General features: G+C 60.0%; 23 protein-coding genes and 1 pseudogene. 11 read left to right on the top strand and 13 right to left on the bottom strand.

The genetic code is table 11. The features are described from left to right. Positions 1–143 precede the first annotated feature (143 nt). Entirely contained in the window at positions 144–626 is a 483-nt protein-coding gene (mntA, locus tag AC3EA7_RS19360) for a type VII toxin-antitoxin system MntA family adenylyltransferase antitoxin (RefSeq protein ID WP_488615713.1), read from the top strand. After that, positions 532–1,022: pseudogene (hepT, locus tag AC3EA7_RS19355) on the top strand (type VII toxin-antitoxin system HepT family RNase toxin). The gene mntA and the pseudogene hepT overlap by 95 nt, the downstream one beginning before the upstream one ends. 296 nt (positions 1,023–1,318) lie before the next feature. Here hepT and AC3EA7_RS19350 read toward each other — a convergent pair. Then, complete coding sequence (locus AC3EA7_RS19350; protein WP_488615712.1) at positions 1,319–2,203, bottom strand: DNA adenine methylase; 885 nt, start codon at positions 2,201–2,203, stop codon at positions 1,319–1,321. Positions 2,204–2,900: 697 nt separating this feature from the next. On the opposite strand from AC3EA7_RS19350, the gene asnS reads away from it, so the two are divergent. Next, positions 2,901–4,223 carry an asparagine--tRNA ligase gene (gene asnS / locus AC3EA7_RS19345; RefSeq protein WP_488615711.1) on the top strand — a complete coding sequence of 441 codons (1,323 nt, stop codon included), beginning with the start codon at positions 2,901–2,903 and terminating at the stop codon, positions 4,221–4,223. A gap of 44 nt (positions 4,224–4,267) precedes the next feature. After that, the gene (locus AC3EA7_RS19340) at positions 4,268–6,760 is read left to right on the top strand and encodes an ATP-binding protein (RefSeq protein WP_488615710.1); all 2,493 of its coding nucleotides are present in this window, start codon (positions 4,268–4,270) and stop codon (positions 6,758–6,760) included. 5 nt (positions 6,761–6,765) lie between these two features. Here AC3EA7_RS19340 and AC3EA7_RS19335 read toward each other — a convergent pair whose 3' ends face one another. From AC3EA7_RS19335 to AC3EA7_RS19305, 7 genes are all read right to left on the bottom strand, one after another. Further along, positions 6,766–7,197 (bottom strand): hypothetical protein, encoded by a 432-nt coding sequence (locus tag AC3EA7_RS19335; RefSeq protein WP_488615709.1) that lies wholly within the window; start codon positions 7,195–7,197, stop codon positions 6,766–6,768. A gap of 254 nt (positions 7,198–7,451) precedes the next feature. After that, the gene (locus AC3EA7_RS19330; protein WP_488615708.1) at positions 7,452–7,835 is read right to left on the bottom strand and encodes a hypothetical protein; all 384 of its coding nucleotides are present in this window, start codon (positions 7,833–7,835) and stop codon (positions 7,452–7,454) included. Between the two features lie 84 nt (positions 7,836–7,919). Next, positions 7,920–8,540: a hypothetical protein gene (locus AC3EA7_RS19325; RefSeq protein WP_488615707.1), complete on the bottom strand. Its 621-nt coding sequence runs from the start codon at positions 8,538–8,540 to the stop codon at positions 7,920–7,922. Between the two features lie 316 nt (positions 8,541–8,856). Further along, complete coding sequence (locus tag AC3EA7_RS19320; RefSeq protein ID WP_488615706.1) at positions 8,857–9,888, bottom strand: serine/threonine protein kinase; 1,032 nt, start codon at positions 9,886–9,888, stop codon at positions 8,857–8,859. Next, positions 9,885–10,340 (bottom strand): PH domain-containing protein, encoded by a 456-nt coding sequence (locus AC3EA7_RS19315; protein WP_488615705.1) that lies wholly within the window; start codon positions 10,338–10,340, stop codon positions 9,885–9,887. The genes AC3EA7_RS19320 and AC3EA7_RS19315 overlap by 4 nt, the downstream gene beginning before the upstream one ends. Before the next feature lie 183 nt (positions 10,341–10,523). Beyond that, positions 10,524–12,659, bottom strand: coding sequence for an AfsR/SARP family transcriptional regulator (locus AC3EA7_RS19310; protein ID WP_488615704.1), 2,136 nt, complete (start codon positions 12,657–12,659; stop codon positions 10,524–10,526). A 759-nt stretch (positions 12,660–13,418) separates the two neighbouring features. Then, entirely contained in the window at positions 13,419–15,524 is a 2,106-nt protein-coding gene (locus AC3EA7_RS19305; RefSeq protein ID WP_488615703.1) for a GAF domain-containing protein, read from the bottom strand. Between the two features lie 638 nt (positions 15,525–16,162). Here AC3EA7_RS19305 and AC3EA7_RS19300 point away from each other — a divergent pair. Further along, a complete protein-coding gene (locus tag AC3EA7_RS19300) occupies positions 16,163–17,041 on the top strand; it encodes an SDR family oxidoreductase (RefSeq protein ID WP_488615702.1) in 879 nt (292 codons plus the stop codon). On the opposite strand, the gene AC3EA7_RS19295 is transcribed toward AC3EA7_RS19300, so the two are convergent. Further along, entirely contained in the window at positions 16,995–17,645 is a 651-nt protein-coding gene (locus AC3EA7_RS19295; RefSeq protein ID WP_488615701.1) for a Crp/Fnr family transcriptional regulator, read from the bottom strand. The genes AC3EA7_RS19300 and AC3EA7_RS19295 overlap by 47 nt on opposite strands. A gap of 243 nt (positions 17,646–17,888) precedes the next feature. Between AC3EA7_RS19295 and AC3EA7_RS19290 the strand changes: the two genes are divergently transcribed. The 4 genes from AC3EA7_RS19290 to AC3EA7_RS19275 all read left to right on the top strand — a co-directional run bounded on the left by AC3EA7_RS19290 (position 17,889) and on the right by AC3EA7_RS19275 (position 21,303). Beyond that, positions 17,889–18,419 (top strand): GNAT family N-acetyltransferase, encoded by a 531-nt coding sequence (locus AC3EA7_RS19290; RefSeq protein WP_488615700.1) that lies wholly within the window; start codon positions 17,889–17,891, stop codon positions 18,417–18,419. A gap of 62 nt (positions 18,420–18,481) precedes the next feature. After that, on the top strand, positions 18,482–19,216 hold the full coding sequence (locus tag AC3EA7_RS19285; RefSeq protein ID WP_488615699.1) for a class F sortase: 735 nt from the start codon (positions 18,482–18,484) through the stop codon (positions 19,214–19,216). Between the two features lie 284 nt (positions 19,217–19,500). After that, positions 19,501–19,716: a hypothetical protein gene (locus AC3EA7_RS19280; RefSeq protein ID WP_488615698.1), complete on the top strand. Its 216-nt coding sequence runs from the start codon at positions 19,501–19,503 to the stop codon at positions 19,714–19,716. 453 nt (positions 19,717–20,169) lie between these two features. After that, positions 20,170–21,303 (top strand): site-2 protease family protein, encoded by a 1,134-nt coding sequence (locus tag AC3EA7_RS19275; RefSeq protein ID WP_488615697.1) that lies wholly within the window; start codon positions 20,170–20,172, stop codon positions 21,301–21,303. 25 nt (positions 21,304–21,328) lie between these two features. Here AC3EA7_RS19275 and tnpA read toward each other — a convergent pair whose 3' ends face one another. Then, a complete protein-coding gene (gene tnpA, locus AC3EA7_RS19270; RefSeq protein ID WP_488615696.1) occupies positions 21,329–21,757 on the bottom strand; it encodes an IS200/IS605 family transposase in 429 nt (142 codons plus the stop codon). A 179-nt stretch (positions 21,758–21,936) separates the two neighbouring features. Here tnpA and AC3EA7_RS19265 point away from each other — a divergent pair, with 179 nt between their 5' ends. Next, a complete protein-coding gene (locus tag AC3EA7_RS19265; protein WP_488615695.1) occupies positions 21,937–23,310 on the top strand; it encodes an NTP transferase domain-containing protein in 1,374 nt (457 codons plus the stop codon). Between the two features lie 188 nt (positions 23,311–23,498). On the opposite strand, the gene AC3EA7_RS19260 is transcribed toward AC3EA7_RS19265, so the two are convergent. Both AC3EA7_RS19260 and AC3EA7_RS19255 read right to left on the bottom strand, forming a co-directional pair. Further along, complete coding sequence (locus tag AC3EA7_RS19260) at positions 23,499–23,966, bottom strand: tetratricopeptide repeat protein (RefSeq protein ID WP_488615694.1); 468 nt, start codon at positions 23,964–23,966, stop codon at positions 23,499–23,501. Beyond that, positions 23,936–24,292 carry a hypothetical protein gene (locus tag AC3EA7_RS19255; protein ID WP_488615693.1) on the bottom strand — a complete coding sequence of 119 codons (357 nt, stop codon included), beginning with the start codon at positions 24,290–24,292 and terminating at the stop codon, positions 23,936–23,938. Before AC3EA7_RS19255 ends, AC3EA7_RS19260 begins: the two co-directional genes overlap by 31 nt. Positions 24,293–24,542: 250 nt before the next feature. Between AC3EA7_RS19255 and AC3EA7_RS19250 the strand changes: the two genes are divergently transcribed. Beyond that, positions 24,543–24,719 (top strand): hypothetical protein, encoded by a 177-nt coding sequence (locus AC3EA7_RS19250; RefSeq protein ID WP_488615692.1) that lies wholly within the window; start codon positions 24,543–24,545, stop codon positions 24,717–24,719. A 133-nt stretch (positions 24,720–24,852) separates the two neighbouring features. Here AC3EA7_RS19250 and AC3EA7_RS19245 read toward each other — a convergent pair whose 3' ends face one another. Further along, a complete protein-coding gene (locus AC3EA7_RS19245) occupies positions 24,853–25,305 on the bottom strand; it encodes an NUDIX hydrolase (protein ID WP_488615691.1) in 453 nt (150 codons plus the stop codon). Between the last annotated feature and the right edge of the window lie 8 nt (positions 25,306–25,313).

Here is a 25,313-nt window from a genome sequence, read left to right as displayed (position 1 = left end):
CTGAGAACTGAGAACTGAGAACCGAGAACTGAGAACCGAGAACCGGGCGTGCGCCGTGGTGTGGTTGTGCGTCCGGTTCCTGTTCTGACATTTTCGGCTCAGACCGGCGACGTTGACATGGTGGGCGTCGAGTTGACCAATCAGTGTATCATACCATTATGCAAACGCCGCGTCGAGAATTGCTGACTACTGTGCCTGGACTGGATCATGCGGCACTGATTGCGTTCCTGGAGACGCAATCGGATGTTGCGGCAGTGTATCTGTTCGGTTCACTGGTGCAGGGACGCGCCACTTCTGGTTCCGACATCGACCTCGCTGTTTTGCTGCGTCCGCTGGAAGCGCCGGTGTCGCTCGAACGTCGGTTGCAGTTGATGGAGGGGGTCGAACGTTGTGCAGCGCGGCGTATTGATGTCGTGACGCTCAACGATGCACCGTTGCTGTTGCAGCGCGAAGTCTCGCAACATGGACGGCTGCTCTACGAACGTGATCGCGCGGTGCGTGTCGAGTTCGAGGTGCGCACCGGAAAACTGGATGCCGACCTTGCGCCAATGCGCGCCTACTTTGCTCAGGTGCTATTCCAGGAGATCCGCGATGGAAGATTCGGTCAAAGACGACGTCGTTCTTAAGCGCTTAATGGCACTGGAAATTGCCTGTTTGCGCGGCGAGGCGAGAGATGCGGCATCGGTGGAGGCATACCTCGGCAACCCGCGCATCAAACGCGCCGTTGAGCGCAGCTTACAGGTCGCTGTCGAGTTCCGTCTGGATATTGGGAGACGCATCATCGCGCTGGAAGGGTTGCGCTATCCTGCTGGCAAGCAGGACTCTTTCGCGTTCTTGTCGAGGCGCACATCATACCCGACCGCATGCTGCCGACGCTTTTGAACATGGCGCGCTTTCGCAATCTCCTCGTCCACGAGTACGCACGCATCGACGATGCGCAGGTTTATGCCATCCTTCAGCAGCGCCTGTCCGATTTCGATGCCTTCGCCGATAGTGTGCGGCAGTATATGCAGAGTTCGTAATCTGAGAGAACCTTCCAGCAATTTCCATAGCCCGTGCGCCCGATTAAGCGTCGGGCTAGAGGAGCGCAGGGCGCTGAAGCGCCCTCACACGCTGGCAGGTGCGGGTGGCGGGCGCCACGCCCGCCAGCGCGGGCTTCACCGGGCGATGCCGGATTCTTTTCTCAAAAACCATGATTGTGCAGCGGGGCTTGCACTTGCGGTGAGCGCAGTCGAACCGCGTCCTCGGCGAGGGCTTTCGCCCGCAGCGGCCCCGGCAGTATGGTACGAATGGCCGCGCATGAGTATCAGCAGCATTTCTACCCGACCGTCGGATACGAACAGACAATCAACTCCTCTACCTGCCCGCGTTTGCTGCCATCGCAGTTAATCTTGCGGCTGGCATACACCACCGACGAACTGACTGCGCGTGTAGCGTACAACTCACGGGTTAGCGGCGTTGACGAGTTGCTGAGCATCACATAAACGCCGCGTTCGCCGAGTTCCGCAAAGACCTCCGCCAGACGGCGCTGATCGTCGGGACCGAACGTCTGTCCGGTATAATGCGTAAACGACGCCGTCGCGCTGGTCGGCGCGTAGGGCGGATCGAAATAGACGAAATCCCCCGGTGCTGCGCTCTGCACCACCTCACTGAAATCGCCAACGCGCAATTCGACGTTGCGCAACGCAGCGCTGACCAGCCGCAGGTTCCGCGGGTCGTAGATCATAGGGTTCTTGTAGTAGCCGAACGGCGCATTGAACTGCCCCTTGCGATTGAGACGATACAGCCCATTGTAGCAGGTTCGGTTGAGGAAAATCGTGCGCGCTGCGCGCTCGATCTTGCTGCGCTGCGCAAAGTCCGGTCGGCGATCCCAGTTGCGCACCTCGAGGAAATACTGCGGGTCGAGGCGATGACGATGGTGCCAGCGCAGCGCCGTGATCAGCGACTCGACATCGTCGCGGATGACTTCGTAGCAGACCATCAACTCGGGGTTATAGTCGCTGAGCACCGCGCCGTCGCGCAACATGCTGTGGTTGTAGAGATGGAAGAAGAGCGCGCCGCCGCCGACGAACGGTTCGTGGTAGCGACGAAAGCGCGGCGGAAGGCGACGCACCAGTTCCAGGATCAATTGCCCTTTGCCGCCGGCCCATTTGATGAACGGGCGCACCTGCGGCGCGGCTTCACGCGCGAGAGATGTCTGCACGATACCACCGATGCAACAAGGCAAGGCTTCATTGTGTCTGGCGATTATAACACAGGCATGGCGAGGCGAGAGGTGAGAGGCGAGAGGTGAGAGGCGAGAGGTGAGAGGCGAGAGGTGAGAGGCGAGAGGTGAGAGGCGAGAGGTGAGGGGCGCGAAGGCAGCGACGTTGCATCGCAATATCGCCGCTGCCGAAAGAAGCGCACCGCTGGTCGCCCCAAACATATGGTTTTTGAGAAATTAATCCGGTATCGCCACGTCTAGACCGCCAGGCGGGCTTTGCAGCAGGAGCCCGCGACTTATGGGTTTTGAGAAAATAATCCGGTATCGCCCAATGGAGCCCGCGAAGGCGGGCTTCGCAACAGGAGCCCGCGGCTTCAACCGCCGGGCTGCAAGGCGGATAGCGGAATATTTAAATCAAACTCCATTAGTCGCCGGGCTGCAAGGCGGATAGCGGAATATTTAATCAAACTCCATGAGTTTGGGGAAGACTCCCCGAAAGAAAGTGTTGGCGGTGGAATGGCGCCAGCAAGCGCCAGCCCGTGTTGCTCCGTCGCCGTATAAGGATCGTGCAGGCGGGCGCGCAGCCTGCACACCCAGGAGCAGCGTGAACACCCCCTCGTCACCCGTCACTGATCACTCGTCACTGACATATGCTATACTTGTCCTCAACGCATCGAAGATCGACGGAAACAGGATTATGTCACTCCTTCCCACAGCCGCCATCAGCGACATCGCGCGCCATAACGGGCAGACGGTCACCCTCGCCGGATGGGTCGCCCACAAGACCGAAAAGGGCAAACTGGTCTTCATCCGGCTCCGCGACGGGAGCGGCGTCATTCAGTGTGTTGTGTTTCGCAAGAATGTCTCCGAGGAGACATTCGCCGCCGCGCAGCAGTTGACCCTCGAAAGTTCGTGCCGTATCACAGGCGCCGTTCGCGCCGACGAACGCGCTCCCGGCGGGTTCGAACTCGATGTCAGCAGCATCGAGATCATCCAGATTTCGCCAGAGTACCCGATTCAGCCCAAGGAACACGGCGTCGAGTTCCTGATGGAACACCGGCATCTCTGGGTGCGTTCCGCGAAGCAGCACGCACTACTGCGCATTCGCGCCGAGATCATTGCTGCCGCGCAGGAATGGCTCAACGCGCAGGGGTTTGTCCGCTTTGATACGCCCATCCTCACGCCATGCGCTGCGGAGGGCACCACGAACCTCTTTGCCACGCCCTACTTCGATCTTGGCACGGCATACCTCGGGCAGACCGGTCAACTCTACGTTGAAGCCGGCATGATGAGTTTCGGAAAAGTCTACTGTTTTGGTCCGACGTTTCGGGCTGAAAAGTCGAAGACGCGCCGGCACCTGACCGAATTCTGGATGATCGAGCCGGAAGTGGCATTCGCCCTGCACGACGACAATCTGGCGCTACAGGAACAATTTGTCAGCGCCATTGTGCAGCGTGTACTCGAACGCCGTGCCGACGACCTCGCCACCCTCGAACGCGACACAAAGCCGCTCGAGCGGTGCATACCGCCGTTCCCGCGCATTACCTATGACGAAGCGCTGCGCCTCATCGCCGAGCAGTATTCGGAAGTCGAAGGATGTACGCCGCTGGAATGGGGGGAAGACCTTGGCGCGCCAAACGAAACCCTGATCGCGTCCATGTTTGATCGTCCGGTGTTTGTCGAGCGCTTCCCGAGCGCCATCAAAGCCTTTTACATGGAACCCGATCCAGATCGTCCCGAAGTTGCCCTCTGCGCCGATCTGCTGGCGCCAGAGGGGTATGGCGAGATCATCGGCGGCTCGCAGCGCATTCACGATGCCGCGCTGCTCGAACGCCGCATTCGAGAGTACGGGTTGAACGTGGATGATTACCGCTGGTACATCGATCTGCGGCGCTATGGCAGCGTACCGCACAGTGGGTTTGGCATGGGCATCGAGCGCGCGACCGCCTGGATTGCCGGTACGCATCACATTCGTGAAACCATACCCTTTCCGCGCATGCTGTATCGTATGTATCCGTGACCTTCGTTATGCAGCACTCGCCATTGTATGATCAGCCAGACAGAATGGATCTGCTGTATGATGTCATCGACCATATTCCGGCTGGGATCCTGATCGTATCGCTGCCGGAATTTCGCATCCTCGCGATCAATGCGCGCGCCTGCGCGCGGCTGGGTATTCGGCTCGACGCACCCATTGCCGGGCGCCTCTGCTGTGAGGTCATTCCCCGCTTCACCGAGGATCGTCTCGATGAACTCTGGCTCTCGACAGCGGGAATACGCGCTGCCGATCCTGTGCCGCCGACCGAGGTAGGCTGCACGCTGACCCGCCGCTGGAATGCCTATCCGGTGCGCGATCAGGAGGGGCAGGCGGTCCGCCTGCTGCTCGTCTGGTTCGAAGGCGGGGAGACGCCTGAACATCAATTCGCCAGCAGTGTCCAGTACGTGACCCACGCGCTGCTGTCAACGCTCGACCGCGATCGGCTCCTGGACGTTATTCTCGAGCAACTGCACAGTGTTGTGTCCTACGATGCTGCCGCAGTGATTCTGCGCGACGATGCCGGGTATTATATCGCGGCAAGGTGGGGGTTCTCCGGGCATGACCCTTCGAACGATGGACGATTTCCCCGCAATGATCCATTGCTCAACCGGATCGAAGCGGCAGAAGAGCCGATTATTTTGCGCGATGCGACCGACACGGGAGCGACTCCGCAGCACGCGGGCGCGTACCATAGTCGGCTGGGCATGCCGCTCCGGGCACAGGGCGAGGCGGTTGGCATCCTGATGATTGAAAGCCGACTGCCGAACCGCTACACCCGCGCCGATGCCGCGCGCGCCCAGGCATTTGCCGCCTACGCAGCGCTGGCGGTGCGTAATGCCGAGCTCTACCGTCGCGCGCGTGAACAGAGCAACCGCCTGGCGTTCGTCGGCAAGATTGCACGGACGATCACAGCCACTCACGATCTGCGCCAGATTTTCAATTACCTGGTTGAATATCTGCGCAGCGTCGTTTCACTCGACGCCGCTGAACTTGCGTTGATCGATCGTACTGACCAGCGCCTGAAGTTGATAGCACGTTATCCAGAGATTGACGAGCCGGATGCAGAGAACGCGCTCTACAGCGATCAGGAGTCGCGTCTGCTCCATTCCATCATGGAACAGCGCCAACCGCGCGTCTTGCCGATGCACGGCGCATCCAACAACCCTCTGGTGTATCGTCTGACGTCGGCAGGCATGCGGTCGTGCCTTGTGGTTCCGATCACCGATAACAGGAACGTGCCTGGCATGCTTCTCCTGGCGAGTCGTCAACTCTATGCGTTTCCTGCCATCGAGATACGCACGCTTGCCGATCTCGCGCAGCATCTCGCGGTTGCTCTTCAAAATGCACAATTGCACCAGGCGCGTGAGAAAGCGCTCGCCGATCTGCGCGTCGCACAACAACGACTGATCCAGTCCGAGCGTCTCAAAGCCGTTGGTGAACTGGTCGCGGGGGTCGCGCACGAACTGAACAATCCGCTCACTGCTGTGCTGGGGTTTGCCAGTTTGTTGCAACAGACGGCGCCGGCGGAGATGCAGCACGATCTGGCGATGATCGTCGAAGGCGCGACACGTGCGCGGCGGATTGTCCAGAATCTCCTGGCGTTTGCGCGACAGCGCGCAGCGCATCTGGAAGAGGTCGATCTGAATATGGCGGTGCGTCAGGTCTTGGGATTGCTCGCTTATCAGATGCACAGCCATACCATTACGGTGGAAGAACGCCTTGCCCCTCAATTGCCCATGACGGTCGCCGATGCCACAGCGATCAAACAGATGCTGCTCAACCTGCTGAATAACGCGCAACAGGCGCTGGCAACCTGGAATGGCGAGCGGCGGATTATCATCACAACGCGCGCAGAAGAGGACGACGGTCAATCGCGCATCGTGATCGACGTTGCCGATACCGGTCCGGGCATTTTACCCGAACATCTGCCGCTGGTGTTCGAGCCGTTCTTTACCACCAAACCCATCGGTGAAGGGACCGGTCTGGGGCTTTCGATCTGCTATGGCATCGTCAAACAGTATCACGGAGATATTCGCGTCAGTAGCACGCCTGGCAGGGGCGCTTGTTTTACCGTCGAATTGCCGGTGCAACGGCAGTTTCCAGAACATGCCGTCAACACGCCAGCGAGCGTTGCGCAATCGTTGCAGACGCATCACGTGCTGGTCGTTGATGATGAAGCGCCGGTTGCCGAACTGATCGCCCGTCTGCTGCGCGATGAGGGATGGACAGTTGACGTGTGCCGTGATGGGGCGCTGGCGCTAGATTGGATCAACCGCAATGTCTACGATCTCATTATCTGTGATGTGCGGATGCCAGGGATGAGCGGCGACAAACTATTTGCGGAATTGAAACAGCGCGCGCCGCACCTGGCGCGCCGCATCCTGTTCGTTAGCGGCGACACAGCCAGCTCCAGCACGCGCACTTTTCTCGAACACAGCGGTGTGCGACATATCGAGAAGCCATTTGAGGCTGACGAGTTTCGCGCAACCGTGCGGCAGTTTCTTGCCGATCTGTCATAGTGCTGCTACGGCAGGCGCGTTCGCCCACCCACAGCGCGCTGCACATTGGCGGCCATCGAACGCGCGGCGTCGAGATAGACGGTGTAGACGTCTGCGCGACGCAGTCCCAGCGGCGCCGCAGCCACCAGCAGCAGCAGCGCAGGAATGTACCAGACCCAGCCAAAGGCGCTTCCCAGGAAGAAAAAGATCAGCGCAGCGCCGATCATAGTGTTCATCAGGGCAGCGCCGCTGTTGCTCCCGCTCAGCAGATCGCGCAGATTCGCCAGCACTAGCAGGATGCCCGCAGCAACGGCAAAATATGCCTGCACCCCTGCGCTCAACAACCCGCCAATGATCGATACGATGATGATCGCCGCAATACCGATGCCGATGTAGATGTAGAGCGGCGGAATGCCCCAAGAACCGCCTGAATTGTTCCGATAACCGTTCCCGTTCATCTCGTTCCTCGTTTTCTATCGCGCCACGCGCCTGTTTGACCGCTTTCCTGCCAATAGTACGCGCGCCTTACATCCTTTGTTGCGGTCTGGCGAGAGGCGAGAGGCGAGAGGCGAGAGGCGCGTCAGGTGGGAACGAATGCGACCTTTGAGGTCTGTGCCATGTACGGCGCTCTGCCAGCGATCAGCGCTGGCGGGAAGGCTTGCCTCCCCTGAATGCACGTCGCCATAATCTCAAAGGTCTGCTCTCCTGATTTCTACCCTCTGTTGCTCGAATCGCTCCATCTCATCATCATGAACGCAGGCAGAAGAAACAATAGGAACAAAAATACCGCAACAACCCACAATGATGGGCGCATGGCATCTGGATCAAGAATATGAAGATACAGAACAGATACCGTCAGAACGAATGCAATGATCACAGGAAGGATGGCGAATATTTTGCGCCAGAAGATTGCTGATATGATGATAGAAATACCAAAAAGGGCAGAAAGCACGAAATTGATATCAGGATAGAGATAACCTCTGGCGATTTCCAGGTCTCCATAAAGATAAAGGCTGATCAGCACGCTCCCGAAAATAAGTGTGTGTAGCGCGCCATAGACGATCAAAAATGCGCGAAGAAGAGAGAGCTTGTTCATTGTTCTCATGAGATCCTTCGTAGAGAATAGAAAGCAGTGTCATCTATGACCCACGAGATGCCTAAAACCCTACCAGGAGCCAAGTTACCGAAGCGGATCATCAGGCCACGAACCCTCAGCTGAGTTATTGTCGCAAGGATTGACCCATCTCGGGCAATTCCCTGCTGCACACGCAACAGCATTATAGCAAACCTCCCAAGAATCAGCAGTATGAAAAATTGCTGTCGCGCTATCAGGTATCTTGTATGCGACACAACTCCCCCAGCCGGCCCGATAGACTCCATCGATATCCTGCTCAGGAGGATTAGCCCAAATGAGTGAAGAACCATTTTCGGGCAACACTGAATATCTGGCGCCATTTTTACCAGGGTCAGTAAAGTTCCACATAACCTTTCCCGGGCCCCATATCGGTCGGACACATAACCCTAGGAGTTGTGCATCGCGCTTCGATGGTACTGGAGACTCGATAACTCTAACACCGATCATTCTAGACTTTTCGCTTCTGTCACTTGTAATCAACTCCATGACCTCCTCAGGAGAAAGTTGGCGCTGCCCTAAAAGCGCCTCGTATTTCAACATCAAACTAGCGAGTTCTGGATCATTCTGCAAAGAAAAATCAAAAGAATTTCCTGCATCTTTCGCAGAAACTGATGGTATTATAGAAGAGAAAATCAGCAAAACTAAAAACAACCATATTCTTTTCATAAATCCCTCCTTTAGAGACAAAGCTGGTATATTCTCTACATGCGCGCGGATGGCAGCATTGTAGAGTTTGGTTCATCAATGCAGATTAGCCCTTTGAACTCTAAGACCCCATTAGCCACGTATGAAGATATCATCTACGGCATAGCACCCTCAAACCCGTATGTCAATTAGGGTAAAACCCTTAATTTGGGTCCAATTTTTTGACCGTATTACAATCTACCTGAACAGAAGCAGCAGCAACCGCTTTCGTTCAATCGACAAAGGGTCACAATGAATCACAAACAACTGGGCGCAGATACGCTTCACACGACTCTTCTCAAGCCTCCTGTATTGCTTCCCTCGCCGCCAGCAGCGCCTGCGCCAGGTCGGCGCCGGTGGCGTAGCGATGCGCGAATGGGCCGGTGGCGTGCGCAATGACGCGCGCCAGCGCTGGCGGCGGCGCGGGCACGAGCGCCGCCAGGGTTTTCCCGATGGCGTACAGGTCGTTGCCCGGCAGCACCATGCCACGCAACTGCTCGGGGCTAGCGAATTCCGGCGTGCAGGTGATCGAACGCAGGTCGTAGGGCAAATCATAGCGACGCGCCGAACCCCAATCGATCACCACGAGCGTGCCGCTGTGATCCAGGATGAGATTGGCAGGCTTGATGTCCTGATGCACATACCCGGCGCGGTGGAGCGCATCGAGCGCCATGCACGTCTTCGCCAGCAGACGGACGAGAGTCGAGAGCGCAAGATGCCCCGCGCCTGCCAGTTCCTCAATCGTCTGCCCGTCAATGTACGACATCGTCAGCATGCTGTGGCCATCGCGCTCTTCATAGGCGATATACCGGGGCGCTGCAATCGGCATCCGCGCCCATTCGAGCCAGAAGAGCATACCCGCCTCACGGCGCAGATCGTGAACCGGCGCTCCGGGGAGCGTCCGTTTGATAATCACGCGCTGATCGGTGCAGGCATCGTGCGCCAGCAGCACCTCGTGCAGCGCCGTGCGACGGAGATGCACCAGCGCCCGCCGCCCGGACGTGAAGTGTGGCGCGGCATGATACTGCACCATTGCGCGCGCGTCAGAACGTGACAGCGCCACGGTTGCACTGTCGCACACCCGGCGGCGCACGCCGGTTTGGCGTCCTGGACACGATGCCATCGGCAGGCGCTGAACAGCCCTGATGCAGGCAACGAAGCCAACCCCAGACGACACCCGGCGACGGATGGCGACAAGGATGCGCTCGACCAGCACCAGTGCCAGACCGATGGAGCAGAGCGTGATGCTTTCCGCCAGACGCGACGCACTCTTGCCGAGCAGCAGTACGATCAGCGCCAGTGTGAGCAGTGTGAGCGCAAGTCGTTTCATTGCACCCTCCAGAGCGCCGGAATGCGCTGCAAACGAGCGATTTCCTCCTTCAACCGCCGGAATTCGCCGATGTTGCGCACGATCAGAACATCATCATCGCGGGTGATTGTGAGGCGCCCATAGTCGAACAGGCGTCCGGGCAGGCTCTGAGTGATCAGCACATCAACGCGATGCAGCGGGACCTGTTCCTCGCGCCAGAAGAACAATCCCCGCCGCAGCAGCAGCGTATCACCGCGCACGATGAGGATCGTCGTCAGTTCGCGGTACGCGCCGCGCACCGCCAGAACGAGGATTGCACACGCGACCGGCAAGACGATGATCGCAGCATGTGCGATGCCTGCCAGCAGCACGCCAGCGCCGAGCGCCAGGAGAACGACGATTTTGCAGCCAATGATGCTCGAATGAGGACGAAACACCCTGTCCTGGAGCGAGGGATACGCAGACGTCGCCATTGCAGCCTCCTCGACACTACCGGAACGACGCTGCCCATCTGAGCAGTGTCAGCGGAAGTGTCGGTCCCATGGTATCCAGACGATTGAGAAATAACTGAGATACGACTGAGAAATTCTATGAGATATTGAAAATATGAGGAATAAGTGATTTATATTGGAGATAATCTTGATAATACTCTGCCCTCATTCAAGATTATCTCCAATATCAGAGGCTGCACACTGTTGGAGGAGGCGGTGATTGCCGCAGCGCTGCGCAACGCGCCTGACGAGGTTCACGACATCAGAATCACCCTGGCTGCGTGTCAGCAATGCGTCTGCGAGGCGCGACATCCGTTGTCGTTCTGCATCAGTAAGATCAGGGATATCGAGATAGATCGAAAGCAGACGCTGCTCGATCATCGAGCGTTCGCACTCCCAGCGATGCACTTCATGATCGATGCGATACTCGGCAGCATCGAACTCTTGCAGGTAATCACCGTGGAACAGGCTAAGCGCCTCTTCGAGCAATGCGATCGCACTCCTCATCCGACCGGCGGTGATGTCCTGTTCTGCGCGCCGATACAATGCAACCACCTTATCGGTATCGGTTGTCCACGATGGATGACGTTTCAACGTTACGGTTGTGTCGGTAATATCCAGTGCATCCGCCATGCCCCAGCGCTCCAGCATCTGGCGCAGCCCGGAGATGTAGTGGGAGGAGTTTGGCAGATCGCTACGAACGCCAGGTTTGCGGCGGCGGCGATGATCGCCGGCAATTTCGATAAGCGTGTCGCGCGGGATGCGTTTTTCCACATTGGCGACCAGATACATGAGCATGCCATTGAGCATGTGGCGTCCAAGACGCCCCTTGTAGGAGACCTCCTCCCCGTTTACTTCAACCCTGAACGGTCCCAGGGTTGTGATAAAGACCGGCGGGCGGTGCAACCGATCCAGTGCATCGTGCATCTGCTGCACATCGCGCGCCTGTTGCTCGAGGCGATGAATATGCTGTGGAACGGTGATCGGTTCGGACTCCGTGCGCTCGATATAGTGAGCGAGCAGCAGCCCGATCACTTCCAACTGCGCCTGTTCGTCCGGCATCCGCTTCCGACGGCTCTGACCGCCGATCAGCAGAGCGCCATGCTGTTTGCGACCGACGTAGAGCGGCAGCAGCAGATCATAGCCGACAAGATGATGGAACGGTTGCAGCCGTGGTGCGCGGAGAACATCCGCCTGCACAGAAGCATCTGGCTTCTGACCATACGCGGCGAGCAGATGCGCTTCGTTCGTCGAGAACCAGAAGACGGCGACGCATTCTGCGCGCAGCCCCTGCGCCAGCGATTGCAGCACATCGCTGATCACCTCGTTGCGTGGCTTTTCAGACCCGATCTGTCGTGTGATGGCGCGCAACATGCTACGCACCCGGCGCTCTGCATCGCCAACACGCAGCCAGTCGAGCATGTCGCGCAGCTGATCGAAGCCGAAGTGGGTGGCAATGATCACCGGGATCAGGACAATCCCCAATACGAGCGCCTGATGCGCCGGCAAGACCTTCAGCGTTACGGAGCGAAACATTATCAGCACGCTCTCGTACACTGCCACAATGCCCAGGCTGGCAAACCCGCTTGCCAGGTAATCGCGTCCACTGTTGCGCCCCATATGACGTTGCACATAGGTCAATGCACCGTAGCCCATCACCACAATGCCACAACAGAGCAAAGCATATCCGACCTGCTCGATCCAGGCGGACGCCTCCGGCTGCGCTTGCTTCAGCGCTGATGCAGCCGCCACAGCGATGACACTCACACTAACCATGCTCGTTGCAATCAGCAGCCGGCGGGAGACAATCCGTTCGAGCGGCAATGCCTCGCGTCGGTACAGTCGCCAGGTCATTCCCCAGGCATGGAGCAGCACACCGCCGAGGTACACGCCGATCAGGAGCGGGGCAACCCACGGCTGAACAGTGGGGACGGCGAATGTCACGTCCCCAGGAATAAGACCAATCACAACCGCGAAGAGCGCATAATTGAGCGCGATACCGAGATGAACCTTGCGGACAATACCCTCTGTGCGCGTAAGTCCACGCACGCCGACGAGCCATCCGTGCCAGAAAGCCAGCGCAATCAGTCCTGAGATTGAACGGAGCAACGGGATAACGGCGGGTTCGAGAAGTCCGAGAGGCGACTCAAGCGTTGCGAAGAGAAAGTGGAGGCCGAGGGAGACAAATGACCAGCGCAACCAGCGTGTCGAGCGATGATACGCGGTGCGACTACCGAGGAAGAAACAGACCCAAAACCCGAGAATACCTCCGACAACCCGGATCAATAACGGGGCGTCCACAACAATGCTCCTTCCATACTGATGGGAGGATACGGACAACCTCGATATGCGCTCGATTCATACCTGTGTTACCTGGGAATTTCGAGAATTGCGCCGGAGAACAGTGCGCTCATACACGCTTCTATAGTAGATCGAAGGAATACGAGAGTCAAGTAGAGATTTCCTAAAAATCAATGACAGTAAGCGCCGTGTCAGATTACTGAGATTACATTTTCATATCGACCAGTGGGCGTCAGCGCGTCGAAGGGCATGACCCGCCAATCGAATGGCTGAACTGTCTCTGGCTGATCGCGCAAAGTATCCCAAAAACCGCCGCGTGAAGGACGGCGAGACAAGCGAAGGCGATGCCTTCGCCGACCCGACGAGATTTTCTGGATAGCGTCTCAGTCGTCAGCCGGCAGCAGGCGTTGGCTTCGACAGGCTCCGCCAACGCCTGCTGCCGGCTGACCACCGACGCGATGCTTGACGACGCGCCGACGTTTTACGTTGGCTGCGACAGGCTCAGCCAGCTGCGACAGGCTCAGCCAACGCCTGCTGCCGGCTGACCACCGACGCGATGCTTGACGACGCGCCGACGTTTTACGTTGGCTGCGACAGGCTCAGCCAACGTCAGCCGCACGACGGTCAACACGTGCATTTCTTGGGCAATATCTGCTTGTTCGCTCTATCAGTCGTCAGACGCGCGGCAGGCGTTGGCTGCGACAGGCTCAGCCAACGCCTGCTGCCGGGGTTAAAACGATGGCAGTTCTGGGGAAACCTTCACGCAATGGTCCACACGCCATTCTGGAAGATCTTCAGCGTGCGTTCACACCCGCGGGTTTGTTCATAAATGGCATCGATGATCGTCGTCAGACTCGACCGCAGCACATTACGGTCGTTGTGGGAGAGATCGTACAGTTCCTGATACGATAGCGACTTGAGCGCAGCGCTGATCGTAATTGTGGTGCGTTCGGTTCTGCCCTCAATAACGACCGGCACCATCTGCACCCGGCTGGCAATGCGCCGAATGAGGACGATTGCCTCTTCGAGCGTATATCCATCGAGCACCAGCAGGGTATGATCGTTCTTGAACCAGTACCCCCGAACGTCGGGTGAAATATGTGTCACTGCCTGATGAACATGGCGCTGCGCTGCCAGCAAAAACGGCTCATCGCTGCGGTGACGTTGGCGGCTGTGATCGATGTCGAGCACCGCAAGGGTCACATACTGACGTGACAGGCGTTCGACGACCGTCCGCACATTGGCGGCATCTTTGAACATCGCTGCAATTCGCTCCCAGATCTGCTCAATGTTCTGCAACCCCTCATCAAACTCAGGTCCGTGCATATCCATACCCTTAAACCAGCGCACATACTCTTCCACATACGTGTGGAGCAGATCATCATGTTTGCGGCGCAAGCGCGTCAGCCACCAGCGACCCAGCAGTTCGCTGAGAATATTGCCGAACACCAGGGCAACGAAGGCGGTTTCGCTCCAGATTGGCGAGACGGGCCGCTGCGATGCCAGATAGAGCACGCCGAACGGGTGCGTATCCCAATGAGACAGAAGCGGCGCTGCGAGCGCCACCTGGCAGCGCTCCTCCTGCGCGCCGAAGACGCGCATATCGTGTGCGGCATCACGGGTCAGAAACGGCTCACAGGTATTGAAGGCACGTCCGCTCAAGCCTTCCCCTTCGCCATGGAGGTTCAGCCGGACACGACGCGCAACCTCATCGGGATAGCCGGCGTGCGCCAGGATCGACAGATATGCTGGTTTGTAGAGATCATTGGGCAAGAGCAAACATGCCAGACTGACGTCGGCATCATCGCCAAAGATCAAATCGCGCACGCGAGCCATCAGACGGTTCAGCGCTTCGCGGGTATGCGACAGACGATACCCGTCGGAACGATAGCGATAGTTGTGAAGGCGCGTTGCCTGACGGAACTCAGGAAAGATCGCGCGGCACATGCGTACCATCCAGTCGAGGAGATGATCGCGCGCGGATGTGGCAATGAAGAGATCCGCCGGAAGAACGTCGCGCGCGGCGGATTGCACCATAAAAACCACCGTTGCATCCGGCGCCGACGGCGGATGGTAGCAGCAGAATTGCGCATCGTCCGGCACGGGAACACTCCACGGTTCACGGCTATAGAAAAGCACAATACTGCTCTCGTCATCACTCCACACGCTCTCACCGCTATCGGACGCCTCCCCGATAACGGCGGCGCGATCAACAGCGACCAGCATATCCTGCGGATGCGCTGCAATCTCTTTCCCGGTCGTTTCGAGTTCTGCGGCTGAGGAAGCGTCGATACGCCGCTCGACGAGAAACATGGCGATGATCCGGGCATCCGGCAGGCGACCGCGAAGTTCGCGCTGCGCCGCAAAAATCACCTGGCTCGCCAGCCGTGAAAGGAGAAAGCCGTCGGTGATTGCGTCACCTTCCTGGCGCAATACATCGGTAATGGTGTACGCTGCGCCCTGCTCAATCATGCCCTTAAATGAACGCACAATCTCCGTTGCCTGCGCCGGTCGATACCCTTCCCTGAGCAGTTCGGCAAACACCGCCAGCCGGCGGAGATCGGTCAGCGAATACGAGCGGGTGCTGCCAGGATGCGCATCAGCATTGTCATCCTGCCGGTAGAGTTCTTCAAAATAGCGGATTTGCGTATCCTTGAGACCGGTGAGTTCCGTCGCCCGCCCAATGCTGACGGTCAGATGCTCACGCCATTCGCCGACCTTCGAGAGCACCCGGTCAATAAGCGCCTGAACCTTCACATTGTCTCGAACTGCGGCTGAAGGCCGCGATGAAACACCATTGCTCAGCACCCTCAACCCGTTCAATGCCCCATTCACAGGTCGATCAAGACTCGTTTTTGTGGTCATCGGTTCCTCTCCCTCTAAGCAAAGAACCCGTCCAGGCACGATCAATGACCACGCCGGGACGGGTTGACCACAACCCGCGGTACCACCCCGCTTAGCACACTGCAACAGTCGCTGTGCTCACTCAAAGCGCTTAACGCGCGCAACGGCCGGGTTCGCCCTGTGAACAGGTTTTCCCCGACATACGTCACAGCCGAATACAGGCGCGCTTTGCCTTCGGCTTTCACCCTTCCGAAGTCGCTGTGGCACGCTCACGCCCTTTTCTCTGTGACGATGCGCCTCGACTCGTAGAAGAAGCGACTGTCCCACAAGTTGCCGGGAAGTCGCCAGATACGAGCATACGCATGACACTCTTTACTTTGTTCCTCAGTATACACCTCTGACAGACATGTGTCAACATCTTTCCGAGAAATTTTTCGTGGTGGATCGCAAATCTTCGACACATGATAATAAAAAGTGCACAATATACGCCCATAATTGAGAATATCAAGAAAGTTCCGAGTTGACAATTGCGAATGTTCCGTCATCCAGAGCCGGGCGAAGAACGTATCTAATTCTGGAAATCCTCTACCTCTGGACATGCCGGGCGACCTGAACTATCATTCAGGCACATCGTTATTGAAATCCACAACAGGAATACTATGACACACACACCTGTCTGTCTTGTTACCGGCGCAACGTCGGGTATTGGTGAAGTCACCGCGCGCGAGCTGGCGCGCCGCGGGATGCACGTGGTGATCGTCGGGCGCGATGCGGAGCGCACAGCAGCGACCGTGGCGCGCATCAAACAGGCGACCGGCGTCGATGTCGAACCGCTGATCGCCGATCTGTCATCGCAAGCCGGCGTTCGCTCGGTGGCAGAAGCGTTTGTGCAACGCCATACACGGCTCGACGTGCTGGTCAACAACGCTGGCGGCTTCTTTGCGGCGCGCCAGGTCAGCGCCGATGGCATCGAAATGACCTGGGCGCTGAACCATATGAATTACTTCCTGCTGACCAATCTGCTGCTCGACACCCTGCGCGCCAGCGCTCCGGCGCGGGTCGTTAATGTCTCATCGGACGCGCACCGCAGCGGGAGGATGCGCTGGGACGATCTCCAGTTCACGCGCGGCTACAACGGCTGGGCTGCGTATGCCCAATCGAAGCTGGCGAACATTCTCTTCTCGAACGAACTGGCACGCCGACTGGCAGGCTCAGGCGTGACATCGAACGCGCTGCACCCGGGATTCGTCGCCACGCGGTTCGCGCACAACAACGGCGCTTTCTGGGGTGGAGCGATGGCGCTGATGCAGCGTTTGTGGGCGATCAGCCCGGAAGAAGGAGCGCAGACTTCGATTTATCTGGCGACTGCGCCAGAAGCAGCGACCATCAGCGGCGGATATTTCGCTAAGTCGCGTGAGACAGCGCCGGCGCCACAGGCGCAGGATATGGATGCTGCCGCACGTTTGTGGGAAATCAGCGAGCGGATGCTGGTCAGCTCTGCGCCAGTTCCTCGAGACGGCGCACATTCACCAGCGTGATACTCGAACGGTCAATTTCGAGCAGGCGCGCATCGCGGAATTGATTGATCACTTTCGTCACCGTTTCGCGGTAGGTATTGATCATCTCCGCGAGTTGACGATGGCTGTGACGCGGCACGCTGGCGGCGTGCGGCCCGCCATGGCGCCGGGCAAGGTCGAGCAGGAGCGACGCCAGGCGCGCCGGCACCGACTTGAACGCCACCTCGTCGAGACGCCGGCTGATCACCGCGCGATGCAGCGCCATATCTTCAACGAGCGCAATGCCCAGTTCCGGCGTGCGCGCCAGCAGATCAGCAAGTTCATGGCGCGCAATGCGCACATATTGCACCGGCGAGGTCGCCTCTGCAAACGTGTCGTAGTACGTTTCGTCCCCCGCGCCGACATGCCCAAACACCTGCCCGGCCTCGATCAGGCGCAGCGTCATCGTCCGTCCTTCTCCCGATCGAAGGTGCAGGCTCACCGTTCCCGATTGCAGGACAAAAAGCGCATCGGCGGCGTGACCTGGGGTGTAGATCAATGTCCCGCGTTCTGCACGCTCGCCGGTGCGCCCGGCGACCAGGGGCGACCACGCGGTATCGGGGTAGTGGTGCGGTGCAGTACTCATAGTCACTCCATTGAAAAGGAATGCGCCCTGCCATCAGGTGCCGGCAATAAACGGTGAGTATGTGGACACAGGCGGACAGTAGACTTGCCAGAACGACACGTGCAATGTGTCACAAGCGTATTGTACCATATCTGGTTTCGCCGAATACGCAGGGATATGCGCGAACAATGCCGCAGTATGGTATAGTCAGCATCGATCACGAATCCCGATATCGTTGCCGCACGTGTTTTCCAGAGGTTACGCATGATGTCAGCCAGTCGCCAGGTCACCGTCGTCACCACCTATCTCGAACTGCCGGATCGGATGGCATTCCGCCCCTGGTTTGCTGCCGACCCCGACGTGACGGTGATCGAGTCGCACATTCCATTTCCGGCATTCTACCGCTTTTTGTACCGGGCTGTTGGCGAGACGTACCACTGGACGATGCGCCTCGACTGGAGCGATGAGCGGTTGCTGGAGTATCTGTCGCGTCCGTCCGTCACACTGCTCGTGCTCTATGTTCAGGGCACGCCAGCCGGATATATTGAACTCAACGCAGAGTCGGAAGAGCCGGATGTCGAGGTTGCCTACTTCGGGCTGGCGCCGATGTTCCACGGGCGCGGGTTGGGGAAGCATCTGCTGTCGACCGGCGTGCAGCGCGCGTTCGACGATGGCGCCGGTCGCGTCTGGGTGCATACCTGCACGCTCGACGGACCTCACGCGCTGGCAAATTACCAGGCGCGCGGGTTCCGTCCGTACAAAACCACGACGGAGACGGTTCTGCTATCTGGTTGAAGGCGAGAAGGTTGAAGGTGTCACTCCTGCCCCGATTCGTTGGTCTCACGAGAGGAGAAGGTATGCCACTCCCTATTCGCTGGATTTCGATGATTATGACAAGCCTGCTCATCGCCGGGTGCGGCGCTGCGCCGGCTCAGATGTCGTCCGCATCCGATGTGCGCAGCGCACCGCTTGCGGCAACGCTGCCCGCCACATCAGCGCCGCCAACGGCGACGCCCCTGCCGACTCTGGCGCCAACCGCAACCGTTGCGCCAACTCCTCCCCCAACCGCCACACCAGAACCGGCTCCTCCGCCAACAGCATTGCCTTCCCCTATCCCGACGGCGCAACCAGAGGCGGCGCCGCCGGTTCGACTGGTCATCGACGCCATCGACGTTGACCGCTCCCTGATACCGGTCGGTCTCGACGCCAACCGGATACCGGTTGTGCTGGATCACGATGTGGGATGGTACCGGCTTGGCGCGATGCCGGGGCAGGGAGACAACATCGTGCTTTGGGGGCATGTGTTGCGCTTCCGCAAAGCGCCGCACATTCCCGCCCCATTCGCGCGCCTGAAGGAATTGAGTCCAGGCGCAATCGTGACGCTCATCGATGCCAATGGCAACGAGCATCGCTACATCGTCACCCGGCAGGTCTGGGCGGAACCGGATGAAGTCCACTACATCCTGCCGCAGGGACGCGAGATGGTGACCATGGTCTCGTGCATTGGCGATAAAGTCATCACCGACGGCACGGTCGAGATGACCCACCGGCTGATCACGATTGCCGAGCCGGAAAAAAACGTTGAACGTTGAATGTTGAACGTTGAACGTTTCAGGTGGGAAGGGTGTGGACACCTCCGTTCCCGTTCGCGCAGGCGGACCGTCAGCAGAGCGGCGCTCCCGATTAAGGTGGTATAGGGCGGCAGCGCAGCCGCCCTGCGCCACAAAAGACGACAAGCCCGCGCGGGCGTGATTAGTCAGTAAACGAAGTTTTCCTACTTTTTTAGCTCTGAGCGCAGCGAAGGGTATCCTGCATCAGGACACGGCGGATTCTTCGCCGCACGCAACCGATGAATCACCGGAAGGGTGCAGGCGCGATGGGTCAGGAAACGACGCTCCGGCTGCCAGCGATTGACATCACCCCTGACGGGCCTGCGGCCTCCCGTCCGCCTGCGCGGACGGGAACGGCGGCGTCCACGCGCGGTGAGCGTGTCGAACCGCCCAGGTGGACGCCCGGCGGAACGCCTGCCCGGCGCGACTTCAGTCGCCAGCCCAGGCGCAGCGCCGCAGAGACGCGCGTGATTGCCGCCTGACCATGCATGCCTGGACCCTCACCGGAAAACGTACTTTACAGACCAGTGATGGTTTTTGAGAACATAATCCGGTATCGCCAGGTCTAGCCCGCGAAGGCGGGCTTCGCTTTCCGTAGCCCGAAGCTTCAGCCACCGGGCGGGTAGGCGGATAGCGGGATATTTAATCAAACTCCATAACGCCCGCGCTGAACGCACGAAGCCCCGCGTTATCGGGACTGGTTCCAGGCATGCACCCACACCAGGGGGAGGGCGCTGCCGCGCCCTTCGTGCGATCAGCCCGACGGTTCAGCCCTTCGACCCTTCGATAAGCTCAGGGCTCAGAGCGCCGCGTCGGGCGGCGCGGCGGACTGCCGCCTGACAATGCATGCCTGCCCCCCCTGGGCGCACCCATGATTCCCAAATGGCTGGTATCATGGTACGTCACAGGTTCCGCAAACAGATAAGGATGGATGTGTGGATGCACAAGTTTTCGACACCCTCGACCGTCTTGAAGTGATGGGGCGGGTGCGCCTAGCGCTCGATGGGTTGATGACCATCGAGCGGTATGCGTGGGACAGTCGCGGTGTGCTGACGATGGTCGGCAAACTTCACGCCCCCGCCGACGCGATTTACCCGCAGATCCGGGCGGGCATGGAGGCGCTGGGATTCACGCCGTTCCTGCGCAAATATGGCGACGATGTGGAGATCATGGCGCTGCCGTTCGTTGTTTCGGCGGCTAAACCCAGGGTTGTGCTGCCGATTGTGCTGTTTCTCATCACGATTCTCTCGACGCTTGCAGTCGGGGCGCTGTACGACGGGATCGACGTGTTCAGCAATCCGGCGGGGATTGTGGCGGGTATTCCCTTTTCGGCGACGATCATGGGCATTCTGTTCGTCCACGAAATGGGGCACTATGTCGTCGGGCGCTGGCGGCGCGCGCCGGTCAGTCTGCCGTACTTTATTCCTGTGCCGCCGATCCCGATCCCTGATCTCGGCATTATCACCTTTACCGGTACGCTCGGCGCGGTGATCGTTCAGCGCGAGCCAATGCTCGACCGCAAGACCATCCTGGAGATCGGCATCGCCGGTCCGCTCGCCGGTCTGGCCGTCGCCATTCCGCTGCTGTTCTACGGGCTGGCAACGTCGCCAGTCGGTCCACCCCCAGAAGGGGGCTACATTCAGGAGGGGAACTCGATCCTGTACGCAGCGGCGAAATATCTGGTGTTCGGGCAGTTCTTGCCGGGCAATGGCTTAGATGTGCAGTTGAACGCCGTCGCCTGGGGAGCATGGATTGGGCTGCTGGTGACGATGATCAACCTGCTGCCCATCGGTCAGCTCGATGGCGGGCATGTGGCGTATGCGCTGCTCGGCGAGTATGCCCATTATCTGGCGTATGCGTTCATCGGCGGGTGTGTTCTGCTCGGAATGCTGGCAGCGCCGAACTGGCTTCTATGGGGGGTGCTGGGGCTGCTGATCGGTCCGCGTCATCCGCCGCCACTGAACGATGTCTCGCGGATTGGCCCGGCGCACGCCGCCCTTGCCGTTCTCGGATTGATGACCTTTGTGCTGCTGTTCATGCCCAATCCGTTGCAATTCGTCGGGGTGTGAGCACGCCAGACGCTGAAGCGTCTGGCTATTCATTCCGCTCATCGTTGTCGTCGTCGGGGGTGCGTTCGAGGGCGGAAAGCGTCGTTCCGGCGCAATGGTGGCGCTTCTGGTTGCGCACGTAGGCGACCACAATTGGTTTGTCGCGGTCGCCGAAGGTGAATGCGCCGTATCCGGTCTGCCAGGCGAAGTTGATCCCGGCGTGTTCCCGGTTGACGATGTATGAGCTTGCGCCTTTGAGGTGGCGGACGCACTCGGCGACGGCGATCGTGGGCGGGATGGAGATAGCCAGGTGGATGTGGTCCTCGACGTTGCCGATTGCGTACACGAAAACCTTCAGTTCGCGGGCTTTGTCGCGCAGGGCGCGGTGGATGGAACGCTCAACGTCCCTGGTGATCGTGGGGCGCCGTCGATATGTCGCCCACACGAGGTGGTAGTAGAGGCGCCGGTAACTCATGGCTGATTCCTTTTGCCATCGCTGGTTCGATGACCAGCCACGAATTTGACTCGTATACCGCACGAGGGGGGAGTTGGAAACGCCTCGCACGCCAGGGGCGACCCTCGCACGCCAGCACGCCAGGGGCTGAAGCCCCTGGCTATGTGTGGCGATTGTGAAATTTCGAGGATATGACGTCGATGATTCGGACCGCTATCCTGCTCGCTGCCGGCGCCGGCAGGCGCTTCTGGCCCTACAATGTGGTTCGCAACAAATGCGCCTTTCCGGTTGCGAATGTTCCCGCCATTCGCCGCCTGTCCGACGATCTCGCCGCACTCGGCGTCGCCCGGCAGGTCGTGGTCGTCGGCGCGGGGGAAGCCAGCGTGCGCGCGGCGCTGCGCGGCGCCGCCGCCGAGATCGTCTTCGTGCGCCAGGCGCACCCCGACGGCACGGCAGCCGCCGCGCTCCTCGGCGCAGCCGACGTTGACGATGAGTTCTTCGTCGTTGCTGGCGATCTCGTGACCGACCGGGCAAACCTGGCGGCGCTGCGCGACCGCTTCGCGCGCGACCGTCCGCTGGCAGCGGCGCTCGTGCAACCGCTCGGCGCAGAATCCTCCCTCGACTGGTTCATCCCGTTCGTTGAAAATGGCGTGTTGCGCGGCGTCGAGGGGCATAGCCGCGACGGCGACCGGCGCTTCTGCGGCGTGTACGCCTTCCGTCCCGCAGCCATCCCCTTCCTGCGCGACAACCCCGCGCTCGTGCGCGTCGGCGTCGGCGGGATGCCGCCGGTTGACGCCGAGATTGTGCAGTCGCTCCAGATGATGGTGGACGACGGAGAAACTGTAGCGACGGTCGATGCGCCCGGTTTCCACGTGGACCTCGACAAGCCGTGGCACATTCTCGAAGCGAACGAGCGCGTGATCGGCGCCATGGCTGCGGCGCTCGACGGCGACCGGATCGACCCGACGGCGCGCGTCCACGACGGCGCCGACATCCATGGGCGGCTGATCCTCGGTCCTGGCGCCGAAATCGGCAATCGCGCAGTGGTGGGCGGCGACCTGTGGCTTGGCGCGGGCGCAAAAGCGTTGAATGGAGCGATCATTCAGGGGCGCGCAGTGGTGGGGCGCGAAACCGTGCTGCGCGACTACTGTCAAATCGGCGGCAACTCATCGCTCGGCGCGCGCGGCGTCTACGGGCATGGCGCCGAGTTCAGCGGCGTGGCGCTCGACACCGTGTACTGCTACCACTACTGCGAAATCTGGGGTGTGGTCGGCATGGCCGTCGACTTTGGCGCGGCGACGGTCTGCGGCAACCTGCGCTTCGACGACCGCGAGACCGTCTGGCGCATCCACGGGCGCGCCGAAATCCCGACGACCGCTGCCAACGCTGCATACTTCGGCGACTTCTGTCGCACCGGCGTCAACGCGATCATCATGCCGGGGCGACGTCTGGGCGCCTACAGCATCTGCGGTCCTGGCGTCATCCTGCGCGACGACCTGCCCGACCGCACGATGGTCATGGTCGAACAACAGGTAACCACCCGCCCCTGGGGACCGGAACGGTACGGGTGGTAGGGATACACCACAACAACCCTGCCATCGCACCCCGCCCGACCGCAAGGGGCTTGGGAGCGCCCCACGCCCTACACGGAGGGAGAGATGGTGAGCAACAATCATACCCCCCTCTCCCCGTGTGGGAGAGGGGGGCGGGGGGAGAGGGGCAAACAACACAACCCTGTGGCACGCCGTTACTGCTCACCTGCTCACGCTGCCGTCTCACCCCTCGCCCACGCAATCCACTGATCCGTCAATGCCACAAGCTCAGCCAAGCCAAGCTCGGCAAAAATCGCCCGGGCCCGTTCAAGGTACGGCAACGCCTCTGCGCCGCGCCCGTACTGCACCAACGCAACGCCATAATTATGGAGATCTCTGCCCTCGCCGTATCTATCATTGATTGAGCGGCGCAACTCCAGCGCCTGTGCAAGCAAACGTTGCGACTCGGTCGGATCACGGTCAATATGGAGCCGACTGAGCGCCGCTAGCACATTGGCTTCGCCCAGCCGGTCGCCAATCTCCCGGTAGAGGGTGAGCGCCTGCTGATCGCTCGCCAGCGCCGCCTCACGATCATCCCGGAACTGCTGCACGTCCCCCAGCGCTTGCAGCAAAGGCGCAGCGAACAGCGCCAGCATCCGCACCGGCGTCACGGCTGCGGCGGCGTTTGCAACAACCATCGCAACACCTCGTCATCGGTCGCAGTGGCAAGATCGAGCGGCGGTTGACCGGGGCGGCGCAGCGTGCCGCGCGGCGTCTTCCCGTTGCGGCGCTGCGTAGCGCGCCATGCGTTCAGTTTTTCAGCGACCTTTTCAGCCAGCACGATGGCTGCCGTCGCGCCGCTGGCCACTTTGCCGATATTGTCGAACAGCACGACAATGGTCTGCCAATCAACATCTCTGACCGGCTGCTGCTGCACATCGGCGCCGGCGCTGCGGAGCGCAGACACAAGGGTCTCACGTTCGTCGGGCGGGAAGTCGAGGGTGAAACTGAGATCGTCGGTCATAGCGGGTCTCCTGCGCTCAAACGTGAGACAAGCGTAGCACATGACGCAGGAATCGGCAAGAGGGCGAGGGATGGCAGAAGTGTAACGCGCGCCGCCTCCCGCGTCAGTGACGGTCACGCGCGTCGGCGCGCCCGCAGCGTTGACGTTGCCTGCGGTTCGTGGGCGGGCGCGGCGATCCGGGGCGTCTCACGTGACCGTCACCGCTAGCACGCCACTGGCGCCCGGTAGCGCGTGGTGATGGGGCGATCCCGTGTCAGTGACGGTCACGCGCACTGGCGCGCCCGCAGCGTTGACGTTGCCTGCGGTTCGTGGGCGGGCGCGGCGATCCGGGGCGTCTCACGTGACCGTCACATCTGGCGCTGGCTCGTGGGCGGGTGTGGCGATCCTGCCCGTCCCTGGCGACCGTCACTGTGAACGAGTCTGGTAGCGCCGGGGTGCTGCGGGCTGATGGAGTATGCGCAATTAATCCAGCATCGCCCGGTCTAGCCCGCGCAGGCGGGCTTCGCTTCCCGTAGCCCGCGACTTCAGTCGCCGGGCGGATAGGGGAATAGCGATCGCGCTCACCTGCCCTGCGCGAGGATCTGGCGCACCTGGTCGAGCACGTCGCGCTCCCGCGCGAAACTGGCGATCTCCGCCGCCTCTTCGAGCGCAAACCAGCGCACATCGTCAACTTCCGCCGCCTGCGGCATCAGTGATCCGCCGGTATACCGCACCAGAAACAGATCGACATATTTGTGGATGCGCGTCGAACCGGCGCGAAACCAGTACTCAATCGTGGCAAGGTGCCGCTCGACCTCGCCGTACAACCCGGTTTCCTCGGCAATTTCGCGCACCGCCGCGGCTTCCGCCGTCTCGCCGCGGCGCACGTGCCCCTTGGGCAACCCCCAGCGTCGCCCTTCGTTTGTGGCAATCAGCGCCACTTCATACCGATGACTATCGATACGGTAAATGACGCCTCCCGCGGAGTAGGCAACACGTTGTTCGGGCATCGATGGATGATCAGGCAGCGTCATGCGTCAGC

It is taken from the genome of Roseiflexus sp. (assembly GCF_057785375.1).
Note: the sequence above shows the minus strand (reverse complement) of the source record. Positions and strands in the feature narration are given on the sequence as shown.